Source organism: Psychrobacillus sp. FSL H8-0483 (assembly GCF_038637725.1).
Classification (GTDB): Bacteria; Bacillota; Bacilli; order Bacillales_A; family Planococcaceae; genus Psychrobacillus.
In genome coordinates this window covers 1,098,644-1,115,834 of sequence record NZ_CP152052.1, presented here as the reverse complement: position 1 = coordinate 1,115,834, position 17,191 = coordinate 1,098,644, and the positions used below count along the sequence as shown (strand labels likewise).

Genomic DNA, 17,191 nt, shown 5'->3' with positions numbered 1-17,191 from the left:
ATTTAAGCCCAAAAATACAAGTAAAAAAAGAACCAGCTCACGTTTTTTAACGATTTTAATCGTATAAAAGTTTGCTGATTCTATGAAATTTACTTGAATTATTTAGATGACTTACACCATTTTCGAATTTACATAGGCATACAACAGTTTTGCCGTGTTTTCTAACGATTCAATATGCGTACGCTCATATGCATGGGATGCTTCTATTCCTGGGCCAAATAATGCATGCTTTACATCAAAGCCTGCACGAATTGCGGCGGATGCGTCAGATCCATAGAAAGGGTAAATATCTAATTGATACTCAATATTTTCTTGTTTCGCAAGTTCAACTAATTGACGTGTTAATTCATAATGATAAGGTCCCGAAGAATCTTTCGCACAAATAGATACCGTATATTCATCCGATGTTTGCCCGTCTCCGATTGCTCCCATATCTACAGCTATATATTCAACTGTTTGCTCTGGAATATTGGAATTACCACCAAAACCTATCTCCTCATTGTTCGAAATATAAAAATGCGTTGTATGAGGTAATGTCCAATTGTTTTCCTGTACCGCTTTAATCAGCTGTAGCAACAACGCAGTACTCGCTTTATCGTCTAAATGACGTGATTTTATAAAACCTGTTTTGGTTTCTTCAAATCGAGGATCAAATGAGACAAAGTCTCCTACTTCTATTCCTAATTCTCGCGTACCATCAGCATTTGTTACTTTTTCATCCACACGAACTTCGATGTTTTGTTCATCTCTTGGAAGACTACTCGCATTTTTATATACATGCACGGTCGTTTGATGCATTAATATAGTTCCACGAATCCTCTTTCCACTCGCAGTATGTATGGTGCAATATTCCCCTTCTACAGCATTCCAGTTGAACCCTCCAACCATCGCTAGTTTCAATCTTCCACTAGCTTTGACTTCTTTCACCATCGCACCAAGGGTGTCCGTATGTGCTGTTAATAGCCGATGCTTTGTATCATCTGTTCCTTTGATGGTAGCAATTAAAGCGCCCTTATTTGTACGTATATAAGAGACATTTAGCTCCTTCAAAATTCTCTCCATAAAATCCATTATTTCCTTCGTATATCCTGATGGACTTGGTATTTCCACTAATTGTTTTAATAGGGATACGGTTTCTTTTGCTTGAAATGTATATGACATATTGAATCCTCCTTTAGTTCCTTCTTCTATATTAACAAAATCTTATATATTCAGATACTAATAAATACGTTACTATAGGTAAGAGTTATCAGATAAGAGGTGCAATATGGAAACTTTTAAAATTTATCAGAAAAAGAATAAATTATTTTTTACAATTTTCACACTCTTCACTATCAGTCATCTTCGTTTTTTTGAAGGTGAATCAACTATCTATTATGCGCTCATTTATTTAGTTTTACTTGCAACTTTATTTTTTTGGAATTCAGAAAGGCCGGTCATTCAATACATCTTACTATCTTGTTTAAACGTATACATATTAATAGTGAATATTCATAGTGTTAGTGTAGTAATGACAATATTCTTTATTTACCCGATTTACATAGCCATCCTTTACAATTCTATTTTACCTAGAATAATATTGTTCTTCACTACATTAATCGAAATCTGTGGTTTAATATATTTCAACAAAGCTTCGTATAATTATATTTTTACACTGGATGATTTTATAGCCTTTATCATTCTATTAACTATGTTAGTATCCACTTCAATACTTAATACTCTTTTTGACAATAAATATTGGTCGCGACTTTCTGACCAAAATAGATCAATGCGAAAGAAGTTACATTCTAGAGAAAGTTATTTACAGTTATTTTTTGACAACGCAAAAGATAGTATAGCTGTATTCGACAAGGATAATAAAATAATTGAAGTAAACCCCGCATTTGAAGAGTTGTACGGATGGAGAAGAGAAGAAATAATAGGGAAAAATGTACCATTAGTTTCACCACAAAATAAACTTGATGCAGAAGCTAGAAGGAAACAAGTCTTAAATGGAGCAAGCTATCATTTTCTAGAAACGAAGGATATGAAAAAAGATGGGACCTGTTTTGACGCACAAATCACAATATCTCCAATTTATGATTATGAAGGCGCCTTAGTTGCCCTTTCTGTGATAAGCCGAGATATCAGCTTTAAAAAAGAAGCTGAAAATTTGCTTTTACAATCAGAAAAACTAAAAATCGCAGGAGAGATGGCTGCAGGAGTAGCGCATGAAATTCGTAATCCAATGACTGTTATATCTGGATTTATTCAAATTATGAATAAGGATCCAGAACAGCCGTATTATCAATACTCAATGCTTATTGAAAAAGAGATAGAGCGTATTGATTATATAATTAGTGAATTTCTTATATTAGCAAAACCACACGCGAGGTTATCAAAGCGATATAACTTTATTAAAACACTTGACGACATTTGCATGTTGTTTCAGCCCGAGCTAAATTTAAAGGGAATTGTCTTGTCTAAAGAGATATTATTAGAGGACGCTTATATATTTGGAGAAGAAAGCCAGATGAAACAAGTTCTTATTAATCTGATTAAAAATGCAATTGAAGCAATTACTGATAACGGAAAAATAAATATCATTTGCACAAGTGATCAAAAGGAAATCCTAACACTAAAAATTATGGACAATGGGATTGGAATGGATATGTCTACTGCTGAGAAAGTATTTGATCCATTCTTTACGACAAAAGTGAAAGGCACAGGGCTAGGCATGATGATTTCAGAAAAAATAATTACCGAACATGGAGGTAATATTTTTATTGAAAGTAAAGAAGGTACTGGGACAACTGTAACCATTCAAATGCCACATAAGGAAAAGGACTGCTAATTGTGCCTCTTTTTTAGTTTAAAGAGTATTTATTTTAAGGAGATTAGAGTGGAAATCGTCCGCTTGCAACGGAATCACCTAGATGTTATTTTTAATCAAAAAGGGCTGTCCAATAAGCCTATAAATTGAAGCAGGTGTAGAAAAACGAGTCTTTTTCTACACCTGTTTTTTGTATACTTTTTATTAAACTAAATGTATTAATTTCCGTTCCAGACGGACGCTTTCCGTTGACAAACTGCCAAGCCTCCTCAGGAGCAACAATGTTGGTCACAAAATATTCTTCTGAAAAACAACTAATTTAATAGAGCCTTTATTTTAATAATCCTCTTACTAGTTTTACTTTATTTTTATATGGTGGATAGACAATGTTTACAGGTAATGATGTGCTTTTTTTCAGAATAGATTTTTGATGTGTAAATAACGTAAAGCTTGCTTCTCCATGATATGCTCGAACCCCTGAGTTACCTACTCCCCCAAACGGCAAATGAGTACTACCTACATGTGTGATCGCATCGTTGATACATCCTCCACCAAATGAAAATTCCTCTAAGAAATAATGTTGTGCGCGTTCCTGTTCACTAAACATATAAGCAGCTAATGGTTTTGGTAATTTTCGTATTTGATGAATAATAGTTGGCAAATCCTTATAGCTTATAATCGGTAATATGGGACCGAAAATTTCATCTTGCATGGAAGGACTTGAAAATGTTATCTCATCTAAAACGGTCGGCTCTATAAATAAATCATTTTTGTCTGTGTATCCACCAAAGATTATATGCTCTTTTTCTTGGTCCATTATTTCCTTTAATCGATTAAAATGATTTACGTTTACAATTCTTCCCAAATCAGGGCTCTCTTGAATATTCTTGCCGTAAAATTGATGAATCGTACGCTTTAAAATTTTGATAAACTTTTCTTTTACATTTTCTTCTACTAATAAATAATCAGGTGCAATACAAGTTTGACCAGCATTTACAAATTTACCCCATACGATTCGTTTTGCGGCTAACTCTAAATTTGCTGTATGATCAACTATTGCTGGACTCTTTCCACCTAGCTCTAGTGCAACTGGTGTTAACCTTTCTGAGGCTGCTTTCATAACTACTTTTCCTACATTCACACTCCCGGTAAAAAAGATAAAATCAAAAGGCGCATGAATTAATAAGGATGTTTCCTCTTTTTCTCCTTCCACTACCCGAATGTAATGAGGCGTAAATGCCTCTGCAATTATTTTTTTTATTATGCTAGTTGTATGAGGAGTTGCCTCAGAAGGTTTGATCACAGCACAGTTTCCTCCGACAATTGCACCGAGTAATGGTTCCATCACTAATTGAAAAGGATAATTAAAAGGTGCAATGATTAATACGGTTCCGTAAGGATCATGAACCATAAAACTTTTAGCTGGCATAAGTGCTATTGGAGTTTTTACTTGCTTTGGCTCCATCCATTTTTCCAGATTTTTTTTCATAAAGGAAATACTTTCGTACACTAAGCCTATTTCAGTCGTATATGCTTCGAATTCACTTTTTCTTAAATCATGAAAAAGTGCTTGTATAACATCTTTTTCATATTTTTTTATTGTATTTTTTAACATATTCAACTGATTTATACGAAATGTTGCTGATTTCGTCATTCCAGAATAATAAAAAGCATGATGTTCCTCTAACATTTTATCTAGCTGTTGCATAGTAAAACTCATAATATTAACACTCCTTTTTATGTATTTTTAAGTCTTAACAGAATCATACTATTTATCTCAAGTAGACGAAAGAATAAACAAATTTTATTCCAATACATGATTCTTTTTATTTTTGGAATACTACTTGTATAAAATCTATTAGGAAATACGCATTGCTCCTTTTAGTCTTTTAGCCTTATCCACCACATATGAGGAAAGATTCATTTTTCAAATGAAACGTTTGAGTAGAAAACTTTCTAGGGTATATGATGGTCAAATGATTAATTATTTGTTTTTGGAAAGGGAGGATATAAAATGACAGAAACAGAAACATGGTGGGAACCAATTTTTAAAGGAGCCTTAACAATGGGACTTAATAAAGAGCGAATGATTGAATTGGAGGAAGAATCTTTTCTTTACTTCGAAGAAGAAACAAAAGAAATGGAGACGAATAATTGAATAATGACTCATCATGAAATCAGCTTTCCCTTTCATAAAAGAAGGAAAAGCTGATTTTTATTCGATATTTCTCCATAGATATAAGGCGGCATAACTAAGATATGGAGACCAAGCTTTAAAATGAGAATTGATTTCTTCTTTTATTGGCTTATTCTCCATTTTCCAAAGTTGTTTCAATGAGTTTTGAAGACCTATATCCCCCACTGGAAATAGATTTTCTCGCCCAAGTCCAAAAAGTAAGAAGCTTTCTGCCGTCCAAGGGCCGATTCCACGATATTTAGTGAGTATTTTTAAGATGTTTTCGTCTGTTTCATTCGAAAGGGATTCTAACCGTAACTCTCCTTGTGCTATTGCTTGAGAGATACCAATTATATACTCTGCTTTCCTTGCACTAAATTGCATGCTCTTTAGTGTATCCACATCAAGGTTTGCTATCTTATCAGCTGTCGGGTAAATCCATACATCATCCACTTGTGTTCCAAAACTTTTCACAAAACGGGTAGTTAATGTTCTTGCAAAAGAGAGATTTAGTTGTTGATGAATAATGCTCTTAATCAGATTTGCGAATAAAGAATAATCGGTAATAATAGGTGTACCTTCAAATTTAGAAAATAATTCATGCAAATTTGTTTTAGCAAAGTGAGCATTAACTGATTCTAAACTACGATTAAAGTGAAATATGGAAGAAATACGATGAAGCTGTTCATCCGATTCAATTCCAGTTATCTCAAATTTTGGCTCATGAAATGATCCAATACTTTGCAAAGTGATAATCGAATGATCTAATGGTATTTTTACTAATTGATTGTTTATATCTACTGCATTTAGAGGGTCTAAAGCAAGTCTTGCAATTGCGTCATCAAATCTATAAGCGAAAGGTAATTCAATTGTCTGCGTCAATATGATCTCTCCTTTTCTACAGTATGCTACACTATGAATGGTGATTAAAATGAAAAAAGGGTTCATATTAATAGTTATTTCCCTGCTTTTTGGATGCTCGGAAATTCCATCAAACGGCGTCACAAAAACGAGTGGCAAAACTGACCAGATTCCTGTAGAGCTAGTGGAAGTAATTGATGGTGATACAATTAAAGTAAATAATTCAAACATTGAAACAGTTCGATACTTACTTGTTGATACGCCCGAAACAAACCATCAAACACTTGGTAAACAACCGTATGGAGAAGAGGCAAAAGTTCGTAATAAAGAGCTTTTAAACAGCGGCGATGTGACTATTGAATTTGATGTAGGAAATCGATTCGATGACTACGACCGCATGCTTGCCTATATTTACGTAGATAGTGTTAGCGTTCAAGAAACGCTTTTGGAAGAAGGGTTAGCCCGTGTAGCCTACGTATTTCCTCCTAATACAAGATACTTAGACGTGTTTGAAAATGCTTCTGAATTTGCAAAGGATGCTCAAATCGGTGTATGGGAAACAAATAATTACGTTACTTCACGTGGTTTTAATGCCTCTGTTATTGAGGAGGATTTCAATGAACTGGTAACTGAGTCTCCTGGCAAATGTGAGATTAAGGGAAATATTAATCGACAAGGTAAGAAAATTTACCATATTCGAGGTGGGAAGTATTATGAACAAACTAATCCCGAAGAATGGTTCTGTTCCGAACAAGAAGCTCAAAATGCTGGATATAAAAAATCAGGGGAATAAGTAAAGTGCAAGCGCCTATGCCTACCCCGACTGGCAAACGGAGAATAGCGAGGAGTAGCTCCTCAGCCATCTGATTATAGAAAAGATTCGTGGACGTGACTGAGTCATGTCCACGAATCTAGAAAACCTGTATTGTTGTAGCAGTTGTCCAGCACACTGAAAAAGATAAAATATAAAGTGGATAAATGTATGCCCATTTTACTAAGTCTTGATAGTTATTGAGTAGAAAAGTATTTGTCTTCTTATTCCGTAAGTAAAGCGCAAAGTCCCTTAATAAAATTTACGGTTTTAAAAAGGAGCATTTAGCCCCGCATATAATCCATTAGAGGTTTTTGTGCATCAAACTACCATGAAAACTGGATCCATGGTAGTTTGATTTTATATACTATTTTTACGTTCTTGTACCTTCAATGTTGGATTCCGGTGCCGTTTCTTTTGGTGAAATGTCCGCAAATGTTTCATTTGCTTCTTCTAGATCTCTTGTGCGGTGTGCTAAACGAGAGGCAGCACATGCTGCAATACTTGCAACAAGATCATCTAAAAATGTATGAATACCTCCACCTATTTTTGTATCCAGTTTCGAAATTAAGCCAGTTTTATTTTTGTCTAAATGACCAAAAGTTGTAACTGCTATGCTCCCATAAGTATATACAGCACCTAATGCAATTGTTTCATCTACTCCAAATAAGCCTTCATCAGCTTCGACTATTTGTTGAAGTGGCGCTGATAACATTTTTTTCTCGGCAAGTTCATCCAGTTCAATGCCCACTAAAATTGCATGTTGCATTTCTCTCTTTTTTAACACACTTTTTATGGATTCGACACAATGCTCAATTGTTAGTCCTTTATTGTATGGAAATTGCATTTCATATACAATTGTAGCAATCTCATCGATTGTTACCCCTCTTCGTTTTAAAGCATCGTGTGTTGCTTGTTCAACTGTTCTTGAATGTACTCTTGAAGTTTGTTTATCCATCTTTGTAATCCCCTTTATCGTTTGGCTATCTCTTTAAAAAGGCTCTGTTATACGAATATGTTATTATGGACGAAATATATGCTTCTAAAAAACAACAGCGTACTTAAACAGAGCCTAAAAAAATGAAGAAAGGAACACCCTAATGCTTCTCTTATTATACCTCTAACGCAGTATATGATACAATTTCTGTATAACATGACATCTAGAGGAGGAACTTATGAACAGAGGAACACTGCAAGATATAACGATTTATAGCGAAGCACTTCAAGAAGAAATGCAATTGCTTATTTATTTACCACCAAATTATTCACCATTATACAAATATTCTGTTCTGATAGCTTCTGATGGGAAAGACTATTTTCAACTTGGTAGAATTTCTCGCATAGCAGACGAATTATATGAAAATGATGAAATTGAAAATTTAATAATTGTTGGTGTCCCCTACAAAAATGTAAAAGACCGTAGAGCAAAATACCACCCGGATGGTGAAAAGCATACTGCATATACCCGCTTTTTAGCACAAGAACTTGTACCATATATTGACGAGCACTACCCAACTTATCAAATTGGAATGGGGAGGGCCCTAATCGGGGATTCACTGGCTGCAACCGTATCGTTGCTTACTGCACTTAACTATCCTAATACATTTGGAAAAGTAATTATGCATTCCCCCCTTGTAAATGACTATGTATTAGAAAAAATAGAAAGCAATAAAGTAGTCCATGCTTTTTCTCTCTATCATGTCATAGGCAATGAAGAAACTGCAGTAAAAACTGGGGATGGATTATTAACCGATTTCATCACGCCAAATAGAAAATTGCATAAATTACTAATAAGTAAAGGATATTCGACGTTCTATGAAGAATTAAATGGAGACCATACTTGGAAGCTTTGGCAACCAGATGTAAAAAGATCACTAGTAAACAATTTCAGTTTATAACGATTTTATTGTTATAATTATTATGTGAGCTGAATAAAAATTACGAGGAGGGTATAAAAAATGAAATACGGTATTGTTGCTTTCCCATCAAAAAAGGTACAGGACTTTGCTAATTCTTACAGAAAGCGTTACGACCCTCATTATGCGTTAATTACACCTCATATGACGATTAAAGGTGTTTTTGAAGCAGATGAAAATGAAATCAAAACAATTGCTCAAAAAATTGCAGAGGTCGTAAAGGAACATAAACCATTTACATTGAAAACTGCTAAAGTGAGTTCATTTGCACCTGTTACAAATGCTATTTACTTTAAAGTCGAACCAACCGATGAGTTGTTATCATTGCATGAAGATTTACATTCTATCCGATTAAATGATTTAGAAAATTATGCCTTTGTACCTCATATTACAATTGCACAAAAAATGAATGCAAGTGAGCATGACGATATCTATCCGCAATTAAAAATGATTGGCGCAGAATTTGAGGAAGAAATTGATCGTCTTCACTTACTTTATCAATTAGAAGATGGTTCGTGGACTGTTTACGAAACATTTAGACTGTCTGGAGCTGAATAATCATTGGTTTTCGCAAAAATAGTAGAAACAGAAAAAGAATATAATGATGCGATATTAATAAGAAGAAAAGTATTTGTGGAAGAGCAAGATGTACCAGCTCATTTAGAACTAGACGAGTTCGATTCAGAAGCTGTACATTTTATTGCTTATGACGGAGAAACTCCCTTTGGTGCAGGTCGTATTCGCAAGATAGAGCCTTCTATTGGGAAAATAGAGCGAGTATGTATTCTTGAGAACTATCGAGGGAAAAATCTAGGGAACCTAATAATGCAATCTATGGAAGATTACGCAATTTCAAAACTCTTCCATAAGCTTAAATTAAATGCACAAAGCCATGCTTTACCCTTTTATGAAAAAAGAAATTATATTATGACATCACCAGAGTTTTTAGAGGCCGGTATACCACACCGTGCAATGGAGAAGAGCTTATCATAAGAAAAACCGCTAACTGAAAAATTTCGGTTAGCGGTTTTTGCTTGTTTTATACGATTGTTAAATATAAACGTTAACAATGTTACCTTTCCCATATATATCTGCAATAATTGGTGATAATTTTACTGGTTTCGGTTGGATAAAGCTTTTATATAATGGCAGTTGTTTAGATGGTTCTAGTTGTTCCGATAATTGCTTTTCTACTTGTTCCTCTAAATGATCCTGAAAGGATTTCATTTTCATACGAGAAACATTACTTATATAAGCAAAATTATATTCATCCATTAGCATCCGGTTCGCATAAATCTGCGCTTGTAATGGTTGAACTGGAATAATATAGCCCATTTTTTCAACCTCCATTTAAATATATATATACGCTATACCCATTTAAACTATTCAGTAAACCTAGCCTTTTTATTTACCAGAAATTTCTAATAAATAAACGAATTATAGCATTTTTTCTATATCAGATAAACTTAGCGAATTTCCTTTTTGTAAAATAGAATTCGTAAGTTGATCCTCTAATTCTTTGTTAACAGGTTTATTTGCTAGCTTGCCAACTTGACGTACTATTTTACGAACCTGACTTTCATCCGTAAAATCTGCATATGAGATGGCATTGGCAAGCGTAAAAAGATCTTCCATTGATACACCAGTTTTATTTTCAATCGCTCTAAAAAATGAATTTGACACTTAATTTTTCCCCCTCATCTATATATTTTGAATTAAGGGAGAAAGCTTGCTCCGACAATAATTAATAGAATGAATAAAACTACGATTAGTACAAATGTTGTGCTTTGTTTTCCACAATTATCGTAGCCATACCCTGGATTTACTCCACCACCACAGTAGCCGTACATATCTTTCCCTCCTTTCCTCTTCAAAGTATAATATGCAGGGGGTTCGAGGGAATAAGGGCGATTCAACTAGTACGTGGTTTTCTTCTTTTGAAAAATAAATGCACCAATGATACCAAATAATATAGCAGAACTAATTCCAGAGCTTGTTACTTCAAACATTCCGGTTAATACACCTATAAACCCATGCTTTTCGGCTTCAGCCATTGCACCATGAGTTAGTGAATTTCCAAACGATGTGATTGGAATAGTTGCTCCCGCCCCAGCAAAATCAATTAAAGGCTCATATAAACCAAAACCATCTAAAATGGCACCACATACAACTAGTGTACTTAAGGTATGTGCTGGAGTAAGCTTAAAGCCGTCCATTAATAGTTGTCCGATGACACAAATGAGACCACCGACAATAAATGCAGTAATTATTGATGAAATCATCTTATCCCCTCTTTTCCATTCGGCATTCTATGGCATGTGCTATACATGGGATTGTTTCCCCTTGTTGAAAAGTTAAAGGGGACAATAATGCTCCAGTAGCTACCAGTAATACTCGACTAAATACACCTTTTTTTAGTTGACCATAAATATGACTAAAAAATACGGCTGCTGAACAGCCGGCTCCACTAGCTCCTGCATTGAAAAAACTGTCTTCTCCATAAAATTGAGCACCTGCATCTTGTAAAATAACACCACTATCCTCATCTTGAAACATTTCCTTTAATATCGACAATCCAATTTTCCCTAAATCGCCTGTCATAATGATGTCATAATCAGCCATTTTACTATTAGTATTAGTTAAATGTCTTTCAATCGTATCCCTTGCAGCAGGTGCCATGGCTGCTCCCATATGTAGAGCATTCTTTTGTTTGCCATCCACCACTCTACCAATGGTTGCATGTGAAATAATTGGAGCATTCTTTGCTTGTTTCTGTAATAATGCAAAACCTGCCGCCGTAACCGTCCATTGAGCAGTTTTTGGTTTTTGTGCACCGTATTCAAGTGGATATCTAAATTGCCGTTCCACTGCTGGATGATGGCTTGAAGCCCCTGCTAAAATAGATTTTGCATTGCCTGATTCTAGTAGTAGACATCCCAAAATAATTGATTCCATAGAACTCGCACAAGCAGAAAAAACACCTAACAATGGAATAGATAGCTGCCTAGCAGCAAAATTGGTTGGGGACAGCTGATTAATCAGATCTCCACCTATAAATACATCGACGTTCTCTAGCTTTTCGTGTCCTTTCTTTACAGCTACCGAACAAGCTTTTTCAATAAAACGAGTATTGGCTTGTTCATATGTTTCATTAGGTTCATTTTCTAATGGAAGAATTTCATCAAACGAATCTGCAAATGGACTTTGTTTTTCCATTGGTCCTACAATTACACCTGTGCTTACTATACTTGGTTTGCCCATAAATTGAAGCGTTCCGGTTGTATTCACCATGAGATCACTCCCATTTTAACTAGAATAGTTTTAATTAGGGCTACAAAAAAGGCTGAAAGTACGCCAAATACAATTACAGAGCCAGCTAATTTGAACATATTTCCACCAACACCTAATACATAGCCTTCTGTCCTATGTTCCATGGAAGCAGAAATAACTGCATTTCCAAAACCGGTTACAGGTACTGCAGAACCCGCCCCACCAAACTGAGAAATTTTTTTATATAACCCTGTCCCTGTTAAAATCATAGCGATAAACACCATAGTTGCAACCGTTGGACCAGCAGCTGTTTTTTCTGTAAAGGAAAAAAAACGCATATAGAAAAAAGTGATAAGTTGCCCTATTGTACAAATAATTCCTCCAACTAAAAATGCTTTTAACGTATTTACAAATAATGGTACCTTCGGATTCTGTTCATCAACAATTTTTTCGAATTGCTTTTGATCCATTATGTCTCTTCCTTCGATAATGATTTTATTTTTTCAATCGCTTTTACCAGTTTATCTTCTTTTAATTGCTGATCGATTACTTTTTCAATCTCCCATTTAATTTTTAGATCTCCTGTGACCGTCACCTCTTTGTTTGGAAATTGCTCTTCTAATTCCTTCGTTATTTTAGTTGTTATTTTTTCCATTTGAAATCGTTTCATTCTTTTTATATCTAATGCAACAAGTAAATCATTTTTATCCATGAGACTTTTAAATCCATTTATTGATTCCTGTTTTTTTAGTACTTGTTCAACTTGTGTAGAATCACTCTCAGAATAGGTATTTTCCTTTTCTTCTGTATTTGAACACGCTGTGATGAATAGAAAAAGTAGAACTACGTACATTATTTTTTTCATGGAATACTTGCTCCTTTTAAAATAGTATGTACGCTGAAAAATGAAATATACAAGGTGTACTGAGGTATTTGCCCTTATCTAAATAGAGAAGCTACATAAATTAGAAAGAGGTAAGAAGGAGGTGAAATTTAATGGGTTGTGGAAGAGATGAAGATGTAAGAGATGGCAAAAGAAATGACCGCTGCGTTTGCGATGTGGTTCGTGCGATTAAAGACATTCAAGATCAAGCCACAGATGATTGTCCAGGTTGTCCTACTAGTTGCTTTTTAGAACCACTTGGAAGCCTTAGTCCTGCTCGTCGTAACCAAGCGGACACACGAGTTTTTATGTTATTAACGGAAGATGGTACACCATTTAAAGCATTTTTCAGGGATAGAGATATCTGTGATAACGATTGTATTTCTGTCTTTTTCAGAGTTGAAGATATCTTTGATAGATGTTGTGCAACTTTACGCGTATTAGAACCAATTGACAAAGATAGAAAAGAAGTAGATCTATTGAATGCTGATGGTACAAAAATTGATCTAAGAAAACTTTGTAAAGTACGAGATTTCAGATTAACAGGAAGTTGTGTCACAGTTGACTTAGATTGTTTCTGTGCAATTGAATGTGTAGCAGATGTATTTTTAGATGTATGTGACTGATCGTTTTAATACTGTAGTGTCTATTCCGTTCGGGTCATTGCCGAACGGTTTTTTCGATGCTTATTTTCAAAATAAAAAGCTACCCATGCTAAGGGTAGCCAATAATCATTTCATAATACTTCCACGCCAAACGATTTTTTTCACTTGATCCACTCGATAAGTGATTAGCTCTCCTGCACCAAGAAAAAATGTCACATGCTCGTCATCTACTTTTTCTACTTCCCCTTGCAGAATTACACCATCTTCCAGATGGAATAGGAGTGGTCTATATGCTTTACGTTGAAATGGTTTTGCTAAAAATTTCATCTTTTCTACTAGAGCAATTGTTTTAGCTGACATATTTTTTCGCATTTCGTATATCGATGTACTTTCATCTAGTACTTCCAAAGGTACTTCTAAAGGCACTTCAAAAGTCACTTCTACCCGCTCCCCAGGGGGTAGATGAAATACAGGAGGACCTGTTATAAAGAGTAAAGGGTCATTAAAAGAATTCACAGACACATCCTTTTTCCTTTACTTTATGCACCTATAATTAAAAATGTGAAAATTGCCTAATACTTATAAGGATGATATAAATAATGTTGCAAGACCGAGATATATTAAAATACTTACGACATCATTGATTGTTGTGATAAAAGGCCCCGATGCAACAGCAGGGTCGATTTTCATCCGATGAATTAGTAAAGGTATAAAAGATCCTCCTAGTGTCGCAATAAAAATAGATGCAAAAATAGCCGTCCCCACTAAAATACCAATTAATAAGTCATGCTTCCAAAAGAAAACGACTCCTATCACTAACAATCCGCAAATTAAACCAGTAATAAGCCCCGTTCCTGCTTCTCTAAATAATAATTTCATTTTACTTTCTTCTTCAATATCACCAGTTGCGATACCACGAACTGCAACCGCCAATGCCTGCGTCCCACTATTACCAGCCATACCAGCGATTAAAGGAATAAAAACTGCAAGTAGCGCGACTTTATCTAGAGTTTGCTCAAAAATACTCATTAAATTCGCTGTCATCATGCCTAAAAATAATAAGATAACAAGCCAAGGAAGTCTTTTCTTTGCAGCTTGTAAAGGACTTTTATCAAAAGTATCCATATCTGAAACAGCCGCTAGCTTGGAATAGTCGTCGGATGCTTCTTCATCTAAAACATCTATAATATCATCCACCGTAACAATACCAAGTAGATGCTGCTCAAAATCTACGACTGGAACTGCTAAGAAATTATAATCTTTAATGGTTCGTGCTACTTCTTCTTGATCTTCACTCACTAACACACTAACTACACGTTCGTTCATAATTTCTTTAATTAATGTATCTTCCTCCGCGATGATAAGGTTTCGAAGAGAAATAACACCTGTTAAGTGATGAGCCTCATTCACAACAAATAAATAATAAATTGTTTCTGCATTGGGTGCTTCACTTCTTAAAATCGTCATAGCTGATCGACAAGTGGAATTTTCAGGAATAGCAACATATTCCGTTGTCATAATAGATCCTGCAGTATATTCCTCATAATGTAACAAGTCTTTAATCTCTTGCGCAGATTCTTTATCCATTATGCTTAAATAACTAGCTACTTGATCTTTTCCTAACTCGTTAAGCACGTCTACTGCATTATCTGCATACATATAGGAAAGCATATCTGCTGCGTATATTGTGTCCATTTCTTTTAAGTAAAACTCGTAGCGCTCTTCATCAAATTTTGTGGCCTCAAACAACTCCGCCATTTCTTTAGGAGATAGGTAGTGAAAGATTTTCTGTCGTATTTCTTGGTCTACCTTTTCAAAAAATAGCGATTGGTCATACGGGTGAAGTTGCATAAAGCTCTCTCTAAATTCATGCATTAATCCATTACTTAAAAAATTTATTAGATTATTTTCCTCGATTAATAATTCATTCATTTCTTCTTTCACACTTATCCCTCCTCTCGGCGATTTTCATTATCTATTGTATGTTGTTAAAAATCAATAAGCAACAGCAATCTTACCACATTCATTATTTCCCGGGAAATTATAAAAAAACTATAATATTTAGTTAAATGAAAAAAACCACTAATTCCTCCTGAATTTCAGGTTCTATTAGTGGGAATAAATCGTATAATCTCCGTCATGTCTCTAGGAAAAGGGGCTTCCAATTTAAGAGGCTCTTTTGTAAATGGATGAATCAATGTCAATTCTTTTGCATGAAGAGCTTGCCGTTCTATCAACGTTAAGCTGCCCCCGTATAAATCGTCACCAATTAAAGGATGCCCAATGGACATCATATGTACACGTATTTGATGCGTTCGTCCAGTGTGCAAATTTAGCTTCACATGTGATAGCTCTTCTCCACTTATAGTAAACCTATTTAATACTTCAACAGACGTTTTAGCAAATTTACCCTCAGGAGAAATCATACGCTCAATGATACTACTATCTTTGCGACCAATAGGAGCATCGATCATAAATTTATCTTTTTCTACATGTCCATGAACAATTGCTTCATATGTTCTAGAGATGTCATTGGATTTTTGCATTTCACTTAATAGATGATGCGCATGACGATGCTTCGCCACACAAATAATGCCTGAAGTATCTTTATCCAATCTAGTAACAATATGAACCGTAGATGTTAGTCCATTTTCCTCTAAGTAGCCCGCTATTAGATTGGCAATAGTACCATTTGGATGCTCTCGCGATGGGATTGTACTTAATCCAGCTTCTTTTGTCAGCATTAATAGATGGTCATCTTCAAAAAGAATCGGAAATACACCTTTTTGTGCAACTAAACCTTCACTTTTCTTCTCATCCGGAAAAATAATCGTAACGATATCCCCTATTTGTAATGTATGGCGAACCGTTTTTTCTTCCCCGTTGACAAGTATCAAGCCGCCTTCATATTTAATACTGGTTAATGCTTTTTTTGAAATCCCGTATTGTCTAATTGCATCTCTTAATAAAATGGACGATTCCTTCATTTCAAAAGTAAGTTTTAAAGCGTGGCTTTTCATTTTTCAAGATCACTATCTATAAAAGAATCATGTACTCTTTGCCAAAACGGGAATGGTCTAAACCTCGCAAAACGAATTTTTTCATCTGCAACTCGGTATTTAATGGATTGCACATCCTTATGCAATAATTGTAAATGATCAACTGTTACCATAAAGTCAGGTCCCTTAACAGGTTTCAATAGACACGTATGGTGCTTTGGTAATACTAGAGAAGAACCTACTGTTCGGAAAACACGATTATTTATAGATGCTATTTCAGCAAGTTGCATTGTTTCTAATGATGGATGCACGATGGAACCTCCAAGTGCTTTGTTGTATGCTGTACTTCCAGAAGGAGTAGACATACATAACCCATCGCCTCTGAATCGCTCAAAATGATTCCCATTTAACTCCACATCCATTACTAAGGTAACATCAGGTGATTTTACGGTAGATTCATTCACTGCAAGATAAACAGAGCTATCTTCTCCATGACGATAATTAATCGTTACTTCCAAAAGAGGATATTCGATTACTTCAAACTCCTTTTTTGCAATACTTATAACTAATTTTTCAATTTCAGCTGGTTTCCAGTCTGCATAAAAACCTAAATGACCCGTGTGAATACCGACAAAAGCAACAGAACTTGTTAAATGCTTATACTTATGAAAAGCATGCAACAGCGTCCCATCTCCGCCTATAGATAACACGATATCTGGATTTTCTTCATCTAATATAAGCCCAAAATCAACTAAATACGTCTTTGCGCTTTCCATTAAATGATTGGATAGATCATCATTTCGAGACTGAATAAAAAATTTCATCTTTCACGTGACCTCTTTTCCGTTTAATTTTCAT

21 protein-coding genes and 1 pseudogene are annotated in these 17,191 nt (G+C 34.9%); 7 read left to right on the top strand and 15 right to left on the bottom strand.

The genetic code is table 11. From position 1 onward, the window contains the following. Nucleotides 1-111: 111 nt before the first annotated feature. A complete protein-coding gene (locus MHB48_RS05090; protein ID WP_342600466.1) occupies nucleotides 112-1,161 on the bottom strand; it encodes a M42 family metallopeptidase in 1,050 nt (349 codons plus the stop codon). A 106-nt stretch (nucleotides 1,162-1,267) separates the two neighbouring features. Here MHB48_RS05090 and MHB48_RS05085 point away from each other — a divergent pair, with 106 nt between their 5' ends. Continuing rightward, complete coding sequence (locus tag MHB48_RS05085; protein ID WP_342600465.1) at nucleotides 1,268-2,833, top strand: ATP-binding protein; 1,566 nt, start codon at nucleotides 1,268-1,270, stop codon at nucleotides 2,831-2,833. A gap of 310 nt (nucleotides 2,834-3,143) precedes the next feature. Here the strand turns inward: MHB48_RS05085 and MHB48_RS05080 are convergent, their stop codons facing one another. Next, entirely contained in the window at nucleotides 3,144-4,532 is a 1,389-nt protein-coding gene (locus MHB48_RS05080; RefSeq protein WP_342600464.1) for an aldehyde dehydrogenase, read from the bottom strand. A 294-nt stretch (nucleotides 4,533-4,826) separates the two neighbouring features. Here MHB48_RS05080 and MHB48_RS05075 point away from each other — a divergent pair, with 294 nt between their 5' ends. After that, nucleotides 4,827-4,970 (top strand): hypothetical protein, encoded by a 144-nt coding sequence (locus MHB48_RS05075; protein ID WP_342600463.1) that lies wholly within the window; start codon nucleotides 4,827-4,829, stop codon nucleotides 4,968-4,970. Nucleotides 4,971-5,027: 57 nt separating this feature from the next. On the opposite strand, the gene MHB48_RS05070 is transcribed toward MHB48_RS05075, so the two are convergent. Next, nucleotides 5,028-5,870: a DNA-3-methyladenine glycosylase gene (locus MHB48_RS05070; RefSeq protein ID WP_342600462.1), complete on the bottom strand. Its 843-nt coding sequence runs from the start codon at nucleotides 5,868-5,870 to the stop codon at nucleotides 5,028-5,030. A 49-nt stretch (nucleotides 5,871-5,919) separates the two neighbouring features. On the opposite strand from MHB48_RS05070, the gene MHB48_RS05065 reads away from it, so the two are divergent. After that, nucleotides 5,920-6,642, top strand: coding sequence for a thermonuclease family protein (locus tag MHB48_RS05065; RefSeq protein ID WP_342600461.1), 723 nt, complete (start codon nucleotides 5,920-5,922; stop codon nucleotides 6,640-6,642). A gap of 391 nt (nucleotides 6,643-7,033) precedes the next feature. Here the strand turns inward: MHB48_RS05065 and MHB48_RS05060 are convergent, their stop codons facing one another. Next, a complete protein-coding gene (locus tag MHB48_RS05060; protein ID WP_342600460.1) occupies nucleotides 7,034-7,618 on the bottom strand; it encodes a phosphatidylglycerophosphatase A in 585 nt (194 codons plus the stop codon). Nucleotides 7,619-7,835: 217 nt separating this feature from the next. On the opposite strand from MHB48_RS05060, the gene MHB48_RS05055 reads away from it, so the two are divergent. The 3 genes from MHB48_RS05055 to MHB48_RS05045 are packed head-to-tail and all read left to right on the top strand — an operon-like array spanning nucleotide 7,836 to nucleotide 9,569. Continuing rightward, a complete protein-coding gene (locus MHB48_RS05055) occupies nucleotides 7,836-8,558 on the top strand; it encodes an esterase family protein (RefSeq protein WP_342600459.1) in 723 nt (240 codons plus the stop codon). A gap of 60 nt (nucleotides 8,559-8,618) precedes the next feature. Further along, a complete protein-coding gene (locus tag MHB48_RS05050) occupies nucleotides 8,619-9,134 on the top strand; it encodes a YjcG family protein (RefSeq protein WP_342600458.1) in 516 nt (171 codons plus the stop codon). A 3-nt stretch (nucleotides 9,135-9,137) separates the two neighbouring features. Beyond that, the gene (locus MHB48_RS05045; RefSeq protein WP_342600457.1) at nucleotides 9,138-9,569 is read left to right on the top strand and encodes a GNAT family N-acetyltransferase; all 432 of its coding nucleotides are present in this window, start codon (nucleotides 9,138-9,140) and stop codon (nucleotides 9,567-9,569) included. Between the two features lie 57 nt (nucleotides 9,570-9,626). On the opposite strand, the gene MHB48_RS05040 is transcribed toward MHB48_RS05045, so the two are convergent. The 7 genes and pseudogenes from MHB48_RS05040 to MHB48_RS05010 form a co-directional block, all read right to left on the bottom strand. Beyond that, nucleotides 9,627-9,911, bottom strand: coding sequence for a hypothetical protein (locus tag MHB48_RS05040; RefSeq protein WP_342600456.1), 285 nt, complete (start codon nucleotides 9,909-9,911; stop codon nucleotides 9,627-9,629). Nucleotides 9,912-10,013: 102 nt separating this feature from the next. Then, nucleotides 10,014-10,259: a stage VI sporulation protein F gene (locus MHB48_RS05035; protein ID WP_342600455.1), complete on the bottom strand. Its 246-nt coding sequence runs from the start codon at nucleotides 10,257-10,259 to the stop codon at nucleotides 10,014-10,016. A 32-nt stretch (nucleotides 10,260-10,291) separates the two neighbouring features. Beyond that, a pseudogene (locus MHB48_RS05030) lies at nucleotides 10,292-10,393 on the bottom strand (YjcZ family sporulation protein); the annotation flags it as partial. A gap of 99 nt (nucleotides 10,394-10,492) precedes the next feature. Beyond that, nucleotides 10,493-10,858: a stage V sporulation protein AE gene (spoVAE, locus tag MHB48_RS05025; RefSeq protein WP_340918523.1), complete on the bottom strand. Its 366-nt coding sequence runs from the start codon at nucleotides 10,856-10,858 to the stop codon at nucleotides 10,493-10,495. A 1-nt stretch (nucleotide 10,859) separates the two neighbouring features. Then, nucleotides 10,860-11,867 carry a stage V sporulation protein AD gene (locus tag MHB48_RS05020; RefSeq protein WP_342600454.1) on the bottom strand — a complete coding sequence of 336 codons (1,008 nt, stop codon included), beginning with the start codon at nucleotides 11,865-11,867 and terminating at the stop codon, nucleotides 10,860-10,862. After that, nucleotides 11,861-12,316, bottom strand: coding sequence for a stage V sporulation protein AC (gene spoVAC / locus MHB48_RS05015; RefSeq protein WP_342600453.1), 456 nt, complete (start codon nucleotides 12,314-12,316; stop codon nucleotides 11,861-11,863). The genes MHB48_RS05020 and spoVAC overlap by 7 nt, the downstream gene beginning before the upstream one ends. Next, on the bottom strand, nucleotides 12,316-12,711 hold the full coding sequence (locus MHB48_RS05010; RefSeq protein WP_342600452.1) for a hypothetical protein: 396 nt from the start codon (nucleotides 12,709-12,711) through the stop codon (nucleotides 12,316-12,318). Before MHB48_RS05010 ends, spoVAC begins: the two co-directional genes overlap by 1 nt. Nucleotides 12,712-12,842: 131 nt before the next feature. Here MHB48_RS05010 and MHB48_RS05005 point away from each other — a divergent pair, with 131 nt between their 5' ends. Beyond that, nucleotides 12,843-13,355, top strand: coding sequence for a CotY/CotZ family spore coat protein (locus MHB48_RS05005; RefSeq protein ID WP_342600451.1), 513 nt, complete (start codon nucleotides 12,843-12,845; stop codon nucleotides 13,353-13,355). A gap of 105 nt (nucleotides 13,356-13,460) precedes the next feature. On the opposite strand, the gene MHB48_RS05000 is transcribed toward MHB48_RS05005, so the two are convergent. From MHB48_RS05000 to MHB48_RS04985, 4 genes are all read right to left on the bottom strand, one after another. Then, nucleotides 13,461-13,850, bottom strand: coding sequence for a hypothetical protein (locus MHB48_RS05000; protein ID WP_342600450.1), 390 nt, complete (start codon nucleotides 13,848-13,850; stop codon nucleotides 13,461-13,463). 63 nt (nucleotides 13,851-13,913) lie between these two features. Continuing rightward, entirely contained in the window at nucleotides 13,914-15,266 is a 1,353-nt protein-coding gene (mgtE, locus tag MHB48_RS04995; protein ID WP_342601299.1) for a magnesium transporter, read from the bottom strand. A gap of 167 nt (nucleotides 15,267-15,433) precedes the next feature. Next, a complete protein-coding gene (locus MHB48_RS04990; protein ID WP_342600449.1) occupies nucleotides 15,434-16,354 on the bottom strand; it encodes an RluA family pseudouridine synthase in 921 nt (306 codons plus the stop codon). Then, nucleotides 16,351-17,157: an NAD kinase gene (locus MHB48_RS04985; RefSeq protein WP_340918506.1), complete on the bottom strand. Its 807-nt coding sequence runs from the start codon at nucleotides 17,155-17,157 to the stop codon at nucleotides 16,351-16,353. The genes MHB48_RS04990 and MHB48_RS04985 overlap by 4 nt, the downstream gene beginning before the upstream one ends. Nucleotides 17,158-17,191: the final 34 nt, after the last annotated feature.

Coding starts and splice junctions, on each gene's coding strand:
- MHB48_RS05090 (WP_342600466.1), bottom strand. CDS start 1,161: ATGTCATATACATTTCAAGCAAAAGAAACCGTATCCCTATTAAAACAA.
- MHB48_RS05085 (WP_342600465.1), top strand. CDS start 1,268: ATGGAAACTTTTAAAATTTATCAGAAAAAGAATAAATTATTTTTTACA.
- MHB48_RS05080 (WP_342600464.1), bottom strand. CDS start 4,532: ATGAGTTTTACTATGCAACAGCTAGATAAAATGTTAGAGGAACATCAT.
- MHB48_RS05075 (WP_342600463.1), top strand. CDS start 4,827: ATGACAGAAACAGAAACATGGTGGGAACCAATTTTTAAAGGAGCCTTA.
- MHB48_RS05065 (WP_342600461.1), top strand. CDS start 5,920: ATGAAAAAAGGGTTCATATTAATAGTTATTTCCCTGCTTTTTGGATGC.
- MHB48_RS05060 (WP_342600460.1), bottom strand. CDS start 7,618: ATGGATAAACAAACTTCAAGAGTACATTCAAGAACAGTTGAACAAGCA.
- MHB48_RS05055 (WP_342600459.1), top strand. CDS start 7,836: ATGAACAGAGGAACACTGCAAGATATAACGATTTATAGCGAAGCACTT.
- MHB48_RS05050 (WP_342600458.1), top strand. CDS start 8,619: ATGAAATACGGTATTGTTGCTTTCCCATCAAAAAAGGTACAGGACTTT.
- MHB48_RS05040 (WP_342600456.1), bottom strand. CDS start 9,911: ATGGGCTATATTATTCCAGTTCAACCATTACAAGCGCAGATTTATGCG.
- spoVAE (WP_340918523.1), bottom strand. CDS start 10,858: ATGATTTCATCAATAATTACTGCATTTATTGTCGGTGGTCTCATTTGT.
- MHB48_RS05020 (WP_342600454.1), bottom strand. CDS start 11,867: ATGGTGAATACAACCGGAACGCTTCAATTTATGGGCAAACCAAGTATA.
- spoVAC (WP_342600453.1), bottom strand. CDS start 12,316: ATGGATCAAAAGCAATTCGAAAAAATTGTTGATGAACAGAATCCGAAG.
- MHB48_RS05010 (WP_342600452.1), bottom strand. CDS start 12,711: ATGAAAAAAATAATGTACGTAGTTCTACTTTTTCTATTCATCACAGCG.
- MHB48_RS05005 (WP_342600451.1), top strand. CDS start 12,843: ATGGGTTGTGGAAGAGATGAAGATGTAAGAGATGGCAAAAGAAATGAC.
- mgtE (WP_342601299.1), bottom strand. CDS start 15,266: ATGAATGAATTATTAATCGAGGAAAATAATCTAATAAATTTTTTAAGT.
- MHB48_RS04990 (WP_342600449.1), bottom strand. CDS start 16,354: ATGAAAAGCCACGCTTTAAAACTTACTTTTGAAATGAAGGAATCGTCC.
- MHB48_RS04985 (WP_340918506.1), bottom strand. CDS start 17,157: ATGAAATTTTTTATTCAGTCTCGAAATGATGATCTATCCAATCATTTA.